Genomic DNA, 14,106 nt, shown 5'->3' on the forward strand with positions numbered 1-14,106 from the left:
CGTGGAGGGCAGCCTACCCGAACGGCCGGCACAACAGCCGCACCCGTTCCAGCGCCTCGCGCACCGGGAGCCCACCGGCGGACAACGCGGCCAGGTAGCGCGCCGGCGTGAGTCCATACACCGACAGCAGGTGCTGCAGGAGCACCACGCTCTCCGAGGCCCGCCGCTCCGCCGGGGCCAGCGACGCCGTCTCCACCAGCGCGGCGAGGATGTCCACCACGCGGTTGACCACGTCCGGGCCCGGAACCTCGCGAGCGGCGGGCGCGGAGGGCACTTCCGGGAAGAGCGCGTCGAAGGACGCATCCACCGCCACCTGCGCGGGCTGGCCCCGCCCGGCCGCCACCGCCTCCAGGGCGTCCAGGTGGGGCGCCAGCTGCTCCAGCGCGTCCCCGGTTGCGGGCACGTCGCGCGGCAGCAGCGTGCGCCAGGGGGTGTCGAACTCGGTGCGCGCCCACAGAATCTCCTCGTCGGAGAGGTGGTGGTAGAAGGCGCGGCCTCCGGCGGCGCGCTGCTCCTTCACCAGCATGCGCAGGTCGGGGTTCTCCTCGCCGAGCGAGATGAAGCTCAGGGCGATGTCCAGCACGCCCATGGGGGCGCGGGTGCGGCGGATGAGCTCCAGGTCCACCCGGTCCTCGCCGTCGGTGATGATGACCACGGTGGCCCGGGCGAGGTACGGGTCCCTTCCCTGCGCGGCGCGGATGGAGTCGAAGGCGGACATCAGCGCGAGCGTGATGTCCGTCTGTCCCTCGGCGGGCGACTCGCGGAAGAGCTTCTCGATTTGACGCGTGGCCTCCACGGCGGTGTCCACGCGGGCCAGCTCGGTGGGCACGTCGTTGAAGAAGCTGAAGTAGAGCGGGTCGAACGGCTCGTTCCGGCGCGCCTTGACGCGCAGGTTGTTCAGCTCGGCGATGACGAGCGCATCGCGGAAGCGGGCGCGCCCGCCGTGCATGGAGCCGGAGGCATCACACACGTAGACGCGCACCGCCGTGCGCTTCACCTTCTTGGGGCGCGGCGGGGGCTCGTCCTCCAGGTACGCGCGCACGAGCTGGCGGTTGGCGGCCAGGTCTCGCAGCAGCATGCGCGGGTCGCTCAGCACGAAGTTGTGCACCTCGTGCAGGCTGCCCGTCGTCTCGTAGGTCATCGACTGGGTGGGGTACGGCACGCGCCGGGGCACGGGCCGCTGCGTCTGGGTGTCCGCCAGGACGATTTCCTCGGAGAGCGCATCCTCCACGTCGAAGTAGCGGGCACAGCCGGCCGCCAGCTCGAAGGTGGAGAGCTGCTCGGGCTTGAGCGAGAAGGCCAGGTCCGCGAGCAGCTCGTCCGAGCGCGGCGCCGCGGCCTCCGGCTTCCCTCCTTCCGGCTCCTCGCCGAACCAGTGCGCCAGCGAGTCCCGCTCCGCCGTCTCCACCAGGGACGACAGGCTCTGACGCGAGGGCAGCAGGGGGTTCAGGGCCGTGCGCGCGGCGTCCGCCAGTTGCGTGTCGCCCGCCTCCAGCGCCCGCTCGTACAGCCCGCGCAGCGAGCGGTACGCCACCTGTGGCTCCCGCCGGGCCGTGTGCCGCACGTGCCGCAGCAACTCCTCCAGCGAGCGCACCGCCGGCACCGAGCGGACACGCTCCCGGGCCTCCACCACCTGCCGGCGCAGCGTCAGGCCCCGCTCCCGGTCATGGTCCGCGCCCAGGCGCAGCAGCAGCTCGTGCGCGAGGTCCAGGTCGCGGCGCTTCTGCACCACGTCCGCCACGTTCTCCCGCGCGCGGCTGGCGAAGAACTCGGCCGCCGCCATGCGGGCGCTGGTGGGTGGGCGGTCCCTCCGCGTCGTCTCCTGGCGTACGTAGATTTCGAAGTCCGCGTCCGTCCCCTCGACGGGAGGCCGGGAGAACAGGTCCGCCACCTTCACCGCCCGCGCGAGCTGCACGAAGGCCCGCTCCAGCACGGTGAGCGCACCCGGCGGAGGCTCGCCCGCGCGCCACGCGCGCTCCACGCGCAGCACGCACTCCTCCATCTCCTCGAGCGCCTGCTGGGCCCGCGTCTGGAGGCCCTGGGCCAGCGTCCCCGCCCGCCCCTTGCGCACGCCCAGCTCGCGGAGGAGCTGCGCGTCCGCCGCGGTGTGGACGCCCACCCGGTCCAGCTCGCGGTCCAGCGCCGTGAGCACCGGCAGGGCCAGGTCCTCCGGCCCGCGCGCGCGGCGGCCGAACGTCCACCCGCGCCAGCCACCGGCGGGCGGGGCAGGCTGGTGCAGGGCGTCCAGGCGCCGTCGCAGGTCCGTGAGCCGCCGGGACAGCACGCTCAGCGCCCCCTCTCAGTCCCAGCCCGAAGGTAGGGCCCGGCCGTAGGGCCTGGAAGACGCCGCCTCATGACGCGGACCGCCGCTCCAGCACCTGCCGGCTGAAGCGCCCGAAGTCCTCGTCGATGCCTCGCAGCTGCCCCTCCAGCCGGCGCGCGCTCTCGCCCAGGTCGCCAGGCATGGAGCCCAGGAGCGACAGCACGCCGCGCAGCCGCACCAGCTCCCCCTCCTTCAGCGCGAGCATGGGGAAGCGGCTGCGCACCAGCCGGTCCACCGTGCGCTCCGCCTCGGCCTTCTCCGAGATGGAGTCCGGCGCGGGCAGCGACGTGAGGAGCTGCGTCAGCCAGCTGCGCAGGTACTTCACGCGCGAGTGGACGAAGGACAGCTCCGCCTGCGCCACGGCCGCCCGGACGTTCTCCGACAGGAAGCCCGACGAGGCGCCACCGCGGGTGACGGTGAGCTGCCCGTCGAGCCCGAGCAGCGCGGCCAGCTCCCCGTCGGGCGCCCGGGAGGAGAACTCGCCCCGGTAGAAGACATAGGCGTCGCCATTGAGGACCGCGGTGGCCTGGGGCGGAGGGCTGGCCACCTCGCGCGTGAGCAGCCGGGCGTGCTCCCGGAGCCGGGTCTCGATGAGGTCGCGGCACTCGGCCAGCACGAGCTCCGCGGACAGGCCCTCTCGCCGCAGGTTCTCCGCCACGGACTGCACCGCGCGGCCGTACTGCTCGATTCGCTCGAAGGGCGTGGTGCCGAGCACGTCGCGCGCGTAGGCCAGCCCCAGGGGAAGCAGCAGTTCCTGCTTGAGGCCCGCCTGGGACGGGTCCAACACGGCCAGGGAGTGCTCCAGTTGCGTGAGGCGTCGCGAGTCGGCGGAGAGTGCCTCCAACGGCTCCTTGCGAGAGCGCCCCGTGGAGCCCTGGAAGGCCTGGGCCGCGCGCCTGCGCAGGGCGGACACCACGCGCCGCCGCACGGCGACCTCCGCCACGCGCAGGCGCTCCAGCGCGGCCGGAGCCCCTTCCGCCAGTTGTCCCGCCAGCTCCGTCGTCTGGGACAGCTCCTCCTCCAGGTTGTCCGCCAGCCCCACGAGCCCTTCGAGCTTCAGCCCGTCCTCGAAGTCCACGCTCTCCGCGGAGAGGGCAATCATCTCCAGCGCGCCCTCCAGGAAGCGGGCCGTGGCCTCACAGAGGGGCGCGAAGTTGGCGCGCAGCTCGGGAAGGGTGCGGCACAGCTCCAGCGCGTCCCGGAAGGACGACAGCAACGCCAACCCGCCCCGGCCCTCGCCCTGCCCCGCCATGCCGCGTGCAAGCCGCTGCTCGAGCGCCGCCACCAGCGCCCGGGCTGCCACCAGCAGCGGCGCCCGGTTCTGTGCGTGGCGCGGCCCGGGCACCAGCTTGGCCAGGAGCGCCTTCGCGGTGTTGGAGACCAGGGCCGGCTGCCAGTTGCGCCCCAGCGCCTCGGCCGCCGTCACCTCCTCCTGCGCGCCCAGTGCCTGGGCCTCGCGCTCCACGCCGCCGCCCAGCTCCTGCCGCACCTTCGCCAGGGACTCGTCGAAGGCCCGCTGCTCCAGCCGGACGATTTCGAGCTGCGCCCGCTCCCGGGGGTCCACCACCGCCTTGAGCAGCGCCTCCGTCTCCGCCGCGGGCGGGCCGCCCAGCAGGAAGAACCAGCGCAGCGAGTCCAGGTCCTCCACCGTCGCCTCCAGCGGCCGGTCCGGCCGCCGGTAGAGCTGGTCCCTCACCACCGCCGCCTTCAGCGCCCACAGCGCCTTCACCGCCGAGCGCTGGGAGAAATACTTCGTGGGCACGTAGTCGGGCAGCTTGGACACCTGCGCCGCCAGCGCGCGCTCCAGCGCGTCCGCCAGCAGCTCCACGCCCTCCAGCACGTGGCTGGGCACCTTCACCTTCGTCACCGCGTCCTGGAGCAGGTCCAATTGCTGCAGCGTGAGCTGGGCGCGCAGGTCCGGCCGTGCCCCGGCCGAGAAGCGCTGGAGCATGGCCGCCCGGCTCTCCCTCCGGGCGAAGGACTTGGGCACGAAGCAGATGAAGCTCAGCCGGTCCGCGAAGGCCAGCAGCAGCTCCGGCGAGCGCGCCAGCACCTCGGAGAGGTACCGGTTGCTCGTCATGATGACGCACTCGGTGCGCCCCGCCGTCACCCGCCGCCCGTGCTTCAGCTCGCGCTCGTACAGCACGTTGAGGATGGAGCGCAGCAGCATGTCCCGGCCGTCGAAGACCTCGTCCAGGAAGGCGTGCTCCGAGCCCAGCATGCCCTCGTCGGTGAGGTACTCCGTGCGTCCCGTCTCCGTGAGCACCTTGAAGTCCACCGGGCCGATGAGGTCCGCCTGCACGGTGGACTCGGCGAGCTGCTTGGAGAACAGCGACGGCTGGCCCGTGCGCTCGTCGATGATGCGCCCCAGCACCGCACTGGCGATGGCGCTCTTGGCCGTGCCTGGAGGCCCCACCACCAGCACGTGCTCCCGCCCCAGGAGCGCCAGCTCGATTTGCGTGAAGAGCGTCTCTCGCTCCAGGTAGGCGTCCCGGAGCTCGCCGAAAAAGTGACGGAAGGCCCGGGCGGCCTGGAGGTACGGGGGCGGTTGAGGGGACACGGACAACCCAGAGGTGGCGGGGATGCGCCCATGCTATCCGCCGCCGTCGCCCCATTTGAAGTGGACCTGCGCCCTCCCCACACGAAGGTCACCGCTCCCGCAGGGTGTCGTGCAGGTGCGCATGGACGCTGCGCCAGATTCCGTGCTGCCGCTCAATCGGGTCCATCAGCTTCATCCCCACCTCCGTGGCAGGGGAGCTGCCCTGGAAGGCGGAGTACTGGCGCAGCCGGGTTCCACCCTGGCCGTCGTCCTGGAAGACGAAGCGGTTCGTGCCCCGCAGCGGGTGCCCGTCCAGGGTGGTGATGTGCAGCGTGTTCGACCCCGGCTCCAGCCGGACGGTGATGGGGGCCCACACCGGCGGGGGGCCCTTCTCCTCCAGGAACAGCTTCGCCCCGTCCGTCAGCACGCCCACCGCGGGCCGCACCTGGATGCCCGCCGACTCGAACACCGCCCCCGGGTTGCGCACGAAGTAGGCATAGGCCTTCTCCGGCGACACGCCCGGAATGGAGCTGGTGTAGTCCGTGAGCGACGTGGGCGCTCCCTTGATGGGAGGGCTCGCATCGAGTCGCTTCAGGTGCTGGCGCGCGTACGCGTCCACCACGCCGCCGCCCCCCATCACCAGGCTGGCCGCCGCGGCCTCGGACTGCGCGGCCGTCAGCGTCAACTGCTTCATCTGCTCGGCCAGGTTGCCCGTGGGCTTCGGAGGAAAAGCGCCTCCCACCGCGAAGTCGAACCGGTTGTTCGCCCCCGCCATGGGACCGGTGCGGGGGCCCGTCACCGGAGTGCTCTCTCGTGCCCCGCCCTCTCCGCCTCGGAACACCTCCACGGTGGTGGCGGGAGCGGAGGCCGCCGGGCGGGACGGAGCCGGCCGCTGCGAGGACGGAGCGAGGGTGGCCGGAGTCGCCTCGGTGTCGACGAGGCCGGGATGGAGAGAAGACGGCGGGGACTCGATACGGGACATGGGGCGCCCTTTCACTGGCACGAGGTGCCCTGTCCGGTTGCAGCCTCGCCGCCAGCCGCCGCCCCAGTCCCATCAAGCACTTGCCGACCCCAAGCGTCCCGCTTCTCGTACCCCCGTCCACCGCTTCGGAAGACCCGCGGTCCTCCCTCTCCGATCAGCGGCGGCGCCGGGACAGCCGCAGGAGCAGTCCGAGGGCCATGAGGGTCAGGGGCGCCCCCGGGCCCGCGCCGGAAATCGGGTTGCAGCCGCAGCCGGAGGTATCGGAGACGTCGGGAGGGGTAACCGTCCCACCGTCCGCTCCGGTCTGGACGTCCGAGACCGTAAACGTCCGCTCGGCGGAGAAGGCACTGGATGCATCGCGCGCGTCCGTGGCCCTCACGCGCCAGGCATGACTGCCTGCCGGCAGCGCCTCGCTCGCGGCCAGGGTCCAGGTCGTCTCCACCGTGCTGTGCGTGCGAATGACCTCACCGCCCTGGAGGACGTCCAGTTGATAGGTGATGGCCTCCCCTTCCTCGTCCGTGGAGGCACTCCACTGGAAGGCGACGAGCCCACTCTCCAGACGTGCACCCTCCGCGGGCGATACGAGCACCGGGATGGACGGAGCGTCGTTGAACGGCACCACCTGGATGGTCACCCTGACCACCGCCGACACGAACTCTCCATCCGAGACACGGAAGGTGAAGCTGTCCGCGCCGCTGTAGCGAGCCGCCGGCGAGTAGGTGCGACGGGAGCCAGTGCCACTCAGGGTGCCGTGCTGGGGCAGCGTGGTGATGTCATAGGTGAGCCCCTGTCCCTCCGGGTCGCTGCCCTGGAGCTGGATGTCCAGAGGGGTGTCCTCCACGGCGGACACCGCCTGGGAAACGGCGGACGGCGGTTGGTTGTCATTGAACGTCATGAACCGGCCGCGGACTCGATGGCTCCAATAGGGAGATGAGAGGTCGAAGCGGTCATAGACCACGAAGGCCGTCCGGCCGGAGCCGGCGAACACCACCGACGGCGCCTCTTCCGTGTCAGCGGTGTCTGCGATTGCAAACCCCATGGGCGTGCGAACGGTGCCCCCGTTCGTCACGCGCGCTCCGTAGATGTTGGGATTGGCCGTGCTCACGCTGTGGTCCTGCCAGACGACGACGTACTCCGCCCCCAGGGAGGCCACCGAGGGGACTTGCTGGTATCGGGTGGCCGTGGTGATGGCGATTCCCAAGGCGTCCAGCACCGTGCCCTCGCTCGACACGCGCGCACCGTAGACGTCGGAGGCGCTGCTCCTGCGAAAGTCCCCCCAGGCGACGAAGTAGTCCGTGCCATTCGAAGCCACGGCGGGGTCTCGCTGCGTATCGACCGCGGTGGTGATGGCGAAACCCGAGGCCTCCAGGACCGCGCCCGCGCTCGTCACCCGGGCTCCGAAGATGTCGTTGTTGTCGTTGCGGGAGTCCTCCCAGACCACGAGGTAGTCCGTGCCATTCGAGGCCACCGCGGGGTCTGTCACATGCCCGGGCGGCCCGGAGACGGCGAGCCCCGAGGCCTCCAGGACTGCACCCGCGCTCGTCACCCGGGTGCCGGAGATGGTGGAGAGGGCGTTGTCACCGGGCACCTCCCAGACGACGAGGTAGTCCGTCCCGTTGGAAGCCACCGAGGGAGCACCTGATACCCGGGCCGACGACGCGGAGAGCGCAAGCCCCTGCGCGTCCAGAATCTCTCCGCCCCCCGTGATTCGCGCGCCCAGGACCTTGTTCTCGAGCCCACTGCCGTCCAGCCAGGCGACGAGGTAGTCCGTCCCGTTGGAGGCCACCGAAGGGTAGAGGTGTCCATCTCCCGAAGCAGAGATGTCGAGCCCCGAGGAGTCGAGGACCTCGCCCGCGCCCGTCACCCGCACTCCGTAGATGGCCACCGTGTTTTCCCGCTGACGGCTCTCGTACCAGACGACGAGGAAGTCCGTCCCGTTGGAAGCCACGGCGGGAGCCGACTGGCCATTGGCCGCCGTGGAGACCGCCACTCCCGAGCCGTCCAGCACCGCCCCCCCGGTCGTCACGCGCGCCCCGTAGATGTCCAGGAACGAGCGAGCGTCCTGCCAGGCCACGTAGAAGTCCGTGCCATTGAAGACCACCGACGGGCGGGTCTGGGCGTTGTAGGTGGTGGAGATGGCGACCCCGGAGGCGTCCACCACCGTGCCAGCGCTCGTCACCCGCGCGCCGAAGATGTCGCCCGCCGTCTCGAGGCGGGCGTCCTCCCAGGCGACCAGGTAGTCCGTGCCATTCGAAGCCACCGACGGCGTGTCCTGCGACTGGAGGGCCGTGGAGATGGCGAACCCGGTGGCATCCACCACCGTGCCAGCGCTCGTCACCCGCGCGCCGAAGATGTCGCCCGCCGTCTCGAGGCGGGCGTCCTCCCAGGCGACCAGGTAGTCCGTGCCATTCGAAGCCACCGACGGCGTGAGCTGCGACTGGGACTCCGTGGAGATGGCGAGGCCCGCGGCATCCAGCACCGCGCCCGCGCTCGTCACCCGCGCGCCGAAGACATCCGGATTGCCAGCGCGCGCGTCCTCCCAGACGACCAGGTAGTCCGTCCCGTTGGAGGCCACGGACGGCAGGCTTTGAGCCTGGGTGGCCATGGCGATGGCCAGGCCCTCGCCATCCACCACCGCACCGGTGCTCGCCACCCGCGTGCCGTAGATGTCCGGGTTCCCGTTGCGCATGTCCCACCAGACGACGAGGTAGTCCGTCCCATTGGAGGCCACGTCGGGAGCGTGCTGCCCTGAAGTGGAAGTCCCCAGCGCCAGGCCGGCGGCATCCTGGACCTCCCCCGCCCCGCTCACGCGCGTCCCACGAATGGTGGCATCGCTCCCCGAGAGCGTGTCCTCCCAGACGACGAGGTAGTCCGTCCCGTTGGAGGCCACCGAGGGATTGTGCGGGAAGGCGGACTCACGGGAGATGTGGAGACCCCAGTCATCCAGCACCATCCCCGCGCTCGACACCCGGGCGCCGAAGATCTCGAAGCCGCCCCCCCGGAAGTCCTCCCAGACGACGAGCTGGCCCGAGCCATTGGAAGCCACCGACGGGAGCTCCTGGCTGTAGCTCTGCGGCTCCGGCACCGGCTGGTTCGTGCCGATCTCCGGTGAGATGGTGGGGGCGAGCGTCGCGGGAAAGACGGTCGCCGCCAGCAGCGCCTCGGACACCTGGAAATGGATGGCCCCCGCGCGGTAGCGGGCCTGAAGCGGCGTGCGCCGCCCCGTGGCATCCACCCAGGCGGCATGGCCATAGCGGAAGCCCAGGCCACTCTTCGCATCCCTGAAGTGAAGGCCCTGGTCGGTGCCCTCAACAAAGGCCAGCCCCTGCACGGGCAGCGTCAACACCAGGTCACCCGCTCCTGCAGGCGCGGCCGCGAAGACCCACTCCTGTTGAACGCCCTCCTCCGAGTTGCGCAGGTGCTCGGAGAAGCCCTCGCGGGACAGGGAGAGCTGCCCGCCCTTCTCCACCCGGACCCGCGCCTCCGTGGCCCGCATCTCTCGAACGCCCCGACGCACCTGCACGGCACCCAGCGTGAGGGGCGCACCCTTCACGGCCGAAGGCTGGGACGATGCGTGCGAACGCCCCTCGCCAGTGGGGTCCACCCGGGGATGGAAGAAGGGCGTCAGGCCCAGCCCATCACCGCTCGCCCGCACGTCGTACGTGGAGTGGCCGCCGCGCCAGACCGCGCCCTCGGGCCGCCAGGCGAAGTGGACCTGCCGCATGACGGCGGAGACATCGAACGATGCGCCGACCTCGGGTGCGGGCGGAGGCGCGGCACTCTCTTCGACGGTGGACGACCGGCAGGAGAGCAGGGACAGGGTAACGACAACCCCGAGGAGCGGGCGGAGCCAGACGGGCGAAGGGAGCATGAAGGGCCGAAGCTTCTTCCCAATCATGAATCAAAGACAATCCCCGGGTCCGTCCCGCCCTCAATGCGAGAGGGCCGGCCTCCCGCCTTCGCGGAAGCACCGGCCCTCTTGCAACAGCTCAACGCAGGCGGCTCACCGCCCCGGCACTACGACTGCCGGAACTCGGCGTCCACCACGTCGTCCTTCTTGGCCGAGGCCTGCGAGCCCGGCGCCGCGGACGGGCCGGCACCCGGAGCACCCTCGGCGCCCGGAGCGCCGCCGGTGGCGCGGTACATCTCCTCCGCCGCCTTGTAGCTGGCCGCCTGGAGCTTATCGAGGGCCGCCTTGATGGCGTCCTTGTCCTGGCCGTCGCGGACCTTGTTGAGCTCCGCCACCGCCTCCTCGAGCGGCTTCGCCACGTCCGCGGAGAGCTTGTCCTTGTTCTCCTTCAGCAGCTTCTCCGCGGCGTACGCCTGGCTCTCCGCCTGGTTCTTCACCTCCACCAGCTCGCGGCGGGACTTGTCGGCCGCCTCGTTGGCGCGGGCGTCGGACACCATCTTCTCCACCTCGTCCTTCGCGAGACCGGACGAGTGGGTGATGGTGACCTTCTGCTCCTTGCCGGTGGCCTTGTCCTTGGCGCTGACGTTCAGGATGCCGTTCGCGTCGATGTCGAACGTCACCTCGATCTGCGGCACGCCGCGCGGCGCCGGAGGCATGCCCGTCAGGTGGAAGCGGCCGAGGCTGCGGTTGTCGCCCGCCATCTCGCGCTCACCCTGCAGCACGTGGATCTCCACCTGCGTCTGGCCGTCCGCGGCCGTAGAGAAGGTCTCCGACTTGCGCGAGGGGATGGTGGTGTTGCGCTCGATGAGCTTCGTCATCACGCCACCCAGCGTCTCCACGCCCAGGCTCAGCGGCGTCACGTCCAGCAGGAGGATGTCCTTCACCTCGCCGGAGAGCACGCCCGCCTGCACCGCGGCGCCCACCGCCACCACCTCGTCCGGGTTCACCGAGCGGTTCGGCTCCTTGCCGAACAGCCGCTTCACCGCCTCCTGCACCTTCGGGATGCGCGTGGTGCCGCCCACCAGCACCACCTCGTTCAGGTCCTTCGGGTCCAGCCCGGAGTCCTTGAGGCACTTGCGGCACGGCTCCAGCGAGCGCTCGATGAGGTCGTCGATCATCGCCTCGAACTTGGCGCGCGTGAGCTTGACGTTGAGGTGCTTGGGACCGGACGCGTCCGCCGTGAGGAACGGCAGGTTGATGTCCGTCTCCATCGCGCTCGACAGCTCGATCTTCGCCTTCTCCGCCGCCTCCTTCAGGCGCTGGAGCACCATCTTGTCCTTGGTGACGTCGAGCCCGGTGTCCTTCTTGAACTCGGCAATCAGCCAGTCCATGATCCGCAGGTCGATGTTGTCGCCGCCCAGGTGCGTGTCACCGTTGGTCGCGAGCACGTCGACCACGCTCTCGCCCACTTCCAGGATGGACACGTCGAAGGTGCCGCCGCCGAAGTCGTAGACGGCGATCTTCTCGTCCTTCTTCTTGTCCATGCCGTACGCGAGCGCCGCGGCAGTCGGCTCGTTCACGATGCGCTTCACCGTGAGGCCGGCAATCTCACCGGCGTCCTTGGTGGCCTGGCGCTGGGCGTCGTTGAAGTACGCGGGGACGGTGATGACCGCCTCCGTCACCTTCTCGCCCAGGTAGTTCTCCGCCGCGCGCTTCAGCTTCAGCAGCACCTGCGCGCTGATCTCCGGCGCGCTGTACTGCTTGCCGTCGATGTCCACGCGCGCGTCACCGTGCGGGCCACGGGCGACCTTGTAGGGGACCAGCTTGGCCTCCTCGGTCACCTCATCCTGGCGGCGGCCCATGAAGCGCTTCACGGAGTAGACGGTCCGCTCGGGGTTGGTGATGGCCTGACGCTTGGCCACCTGGCCCACCAGACGCTCCCCGTCCTTCGTGAACGCGACCACCGAGGGCGTGATGCGGCTGCCTTCCTCGTTGACGATCACCTTGGGCTCGCGACCCTCCATGATCGCAACCACGCTGTTCGTGGTGCCCAGGTCGATCCCGATAATCTTGCCCACGGTTCGTATCCTCCGGAAAAGACTGCGTTTTTCTCAAAAGCTCCTGATGTACGCCCAACGTAACCACCCACCCCCTCCTGTCAAACCAGGCAGGTGCCCGCGCAGGCCCGTCGAAGTGAAGGTGGCAACCCCCGGTGCGTAGCGCAGTGCGCAGGCAGGCATGCGCCGCGTCACGCCTGCGCCACCAACGCGGCACGGGTGCGTAACGCGCTCTACACCTCTGTCACCCCGCGGTAGCAACCGGGCGACCTCACGATCAGCAGCCAACGCTCCAACCCCTTGGAAAGACACGCCTGCCTGCCTGCTGACGCCTCGCGTCAGGGCTTGGCGAGAAAAGTGCACACTCGGCCAGCCGTCGCCATCGGGCCCCCCCAGCCCGAGCAACCCAGGAGCCTGCCGCATGCTCGTCCAGCCCCTCCGCTCTCCGGACTTCCGCCGTGCTCCCGCGTCGGACACCACCGCCGAGCCGAAGGTCGCGGTGCTGCTGAACGCCAATGCCCGCAAGGTGGACGCACGGGTGGTGAAGTCGCTGTCGCACGTGGTGCCGGAGCAGGACCTGTTCCTCTCCCGCTCGCAGCTGGATGGGCGGCGCATCGTCCAGACGGTGCTGGAGCGGGGCTACCCCATGGTCTTCACGGGCGGCGGTGACGGCACCTTCATGGGCTTCGTCAACGAGGTGCTGCACCAGGTGGGGCCGCGCGGCCGCTTCGCCGGGCAGACGGCGCCCCGCTTCGGCATCCTCAAGCTGGGCACGGGCAACGGCATCGCCGCGCACGTGAATGCCTCCAGCACGCGCGGCGACGGCATCCTCAACGACGTGCTGCGCGCCCGCACCGGCGAGGTGCCGGGCTACCGCCCCATGGACCTGCTGATGGTGGATGGCCAGCGCGCGCCGTTCGCCGGACTGGGCGTGGATGGCAAGGTGCTCAACGACTACATCTGGGTGAAGGAGAACCTGGGCAAGGGCCTCTTGAAGGGCATGCTCACGGGCAGCGGCGGCTACTTCTCCGCGGTGGCCTGCAAGACGGTGCCCCACTACCTCACGAACTCCACCTGGGTGGAGTGCGAAGTCGTGAACGGCCCGTCCAGCGAGGCGTACCGCCTGGGCGCGGACGGCCGCGCGGTGGGTGACGCGCTCGCCCCCGGTGCCACGCTGTTCCGCGGCAAGCTGATGATGGCCGCGGCGGGCACCATGCCCTTCTACGGCTACGGCTTCCGCATGTTCCCCTTCGCCGGCGAGCGCCGCGGCTTCATGCAGCTGCGCCTGGGCCAGGTGAAGCCCGCGCAGGTGCTGGCGAACCTGCCGAAGCTGTGGAACGGCCGCTGGTTCCCGGAAGGGCTCCACGACTTCCACGCCCGCGAGGTGACGATTCGCTTCGCCCGCCCCATGCCCTTCCAGGTGGGCGGCGACGCGGCCGGCTACCGCGACCAGGTGAACCTGTCCGTCGCCCCCGAGTCCATCGAACTGGTGGACTTCAACGGCGCGATGAACTGACGCCAGCGGGACGGCTGCCCGGGTGCCGGCCCCTCGTCTTCCGAGGGGCGCCCCTGCCCTACTACCCGCGGTCTCTCGACGCCGGCGGCTTCTCGCCCGGCTCCTTGCGGCGGCCCACGACGAAGGCATAGCTGACGCTCGCCTTGCCGTTGCTCTCGCGGTGCAGCGCCAGCTCCTCGCGCAGCCCCGCCGCCTGCGCGGCCGCGGGGGCCGACGCCAGCTGCGCCTCGATGTCCCGGTAGTACGCGTCCAGCTCCGAGTCGTGGAGCGTCTCCGCGGACTCGGGCTCGTAGCCGGAGCCCTCCAGCGTCTGGAGCATCTCGCGCGGCAGCAGCAGCGGCCCGCCCACGCGCCGCTCCCAGAAGTCGAGCACCGCCTTGGGGGCGAAGCGCCCCACCCTCGCGGGGAAGGTCAGTCCCAGCCGGCCACGCTTCGCCAGCAACGGCCGCATCCCCGCCAGCGTCGGCCGCAGCGGATACAGCACATGGCCCTGGATGAGGATGGCGTTGAAGCTGCCCTCGGGCAGGCCGAGCGCCTCCAGCGCCACGCGCCGCACCTCGAGCCGGTCGCCCAGCCCCTGCCCCCTCACGCGCTCTCGCAGGGGGGCCAGCAGGGACTCGTCCGTGTCCGCGGCCACCACCGAGCAGCCCAGCTCCCGCACCAGCAGCAGGGGGGCACTGCCGTCCGGGCCGCAGCCGAGCACCAGCACCCGCGCGCCCGGCTCCAACTGGGCCACCTTCGCGAAGCGCCGCGTGGCTTCATCCGAGCCGAAGGCGCGCCGGACTCCTGCGGGGTGGAACAGAGGGAAGGGCTCTGCGGGGGTCATGGGATTCCTCATA

Annotated in this window: 7 protein-coding genes; 1 reads left to right on the forward strand and 6 read right to left on the reverse strand. The window is 70.8% G+C overall.

The features are described 5' to 3' along the window. Nucleotides 1-13: 13 nt before the first annotated feature. The 5 genes from OV427_RS01455 to dnaK form a co-directional block, all read right to left on the reverse strand. Nucleotides 14-2,284 carry a vWA domain-containing protein gene (locus tag OV427_RS01455; protein WP_267854318.1) on the reverse strand — a complete coding sequence of 757 codons (2,271 nt, stop codon included), beginning with the start codon at nt 2,282-2,284 and terminating at the stop codon, nt 14-16. 67 nt (nt 2,285-2,351) lie between these two features. Then, nucleotides 2,352-4,883 (reverse strand): AAA family ATPase, encoded by a 2,532-nt coding sequence (locus OV427_RS01460; protein ID WP_267854319.1) that lies wholly within the window; start codon nt 4,881-4,883, stop codon nt 2,352-2,354. 88 nt (nt 4,884-4,971) lie between these two features. Further along, nucleotides 4,972-5,844 carry a hypothetical protein gene (locus OV427_RS01465; protein ID WP_267854320.1) on the reverse strand — a complete coding sequence of 291 codons (873 nt, stop codon included), beginning with the start codon at nt 5,842-5,844 and terminating at the stop codon, nt 4,972-4,974. Nucleotides 5,845-5,998: 154 nt separating this feature from the next. Beyond that, the gene (locus OV427_RS01470; RefSeq protein ID WP_267854321.1) at nt 5,999-9,742 is read right to left on the reverse strand and encodes an Ig-like domain-containing protein; all 3,744 of its coding nucleotides are present in this window, start codon (nt 9,740-9,742) and stop codon (nt 5,999-6,001) included. Nucleotides 9,743-9,861: 119 nt separating this feature from the next. After that, nucleotides 9,862-11,772, reverse strand: a complete 1,911-nt coding sequence (dnaK, locus tag OV427_RS01475) for a molecular chaperone DnaK (RefSeq protein WP_267854322.1) — start codon at nt 11,770-11,772, stop codon at nt 9,862-9,864. A gap of 400 nt (nt 11,773-12,172) precedes the next feature. On the opposite strand from dnaK, the gene OV427_RS01480 reads away from it, so the two are divergent. Beyond that, nucleotides 12,173-13,267: a diacylglycerol/lipid kinase family protein gene (locus OV427_RS01480; RefSeq protein WP_267854323.1), complete on the forward strand. Its 1,095-nt coding sequence runs from the start codon at nt 12,173-12,175 to the stop codon at nt 13,265-13,267. A 61-nt stretch (nt 13,268-13,328) separates the two neighbouring features. Here OV427_RS01480 and OV427_RS01485 read toward each other — a convergent pair whose 3' ends face one another. Continuing rightward, nucleotides 13,329-14,093, reverse strand: coding sequence for an SAM-dependent methyltransferase (locus OV427_RS01485; protein WP_267854324.1), 765 nt, complete (start codon nt 14,091-14,093; stop codon nt 13,329-13,331). Between the last annotated feature and the right edge of the window lie 13 nt (nt 14,094-14,106).

Source organism: Pyxidicoccus sp. MSG2, assembly GCF_026626705.1.
In the GTDB taxonomy this organism is placed as follows: domain Bacteria; phylum Myxococcota; class Myxococcia; order Myxococcales; family Myxococcaceae; genus Myxococcus.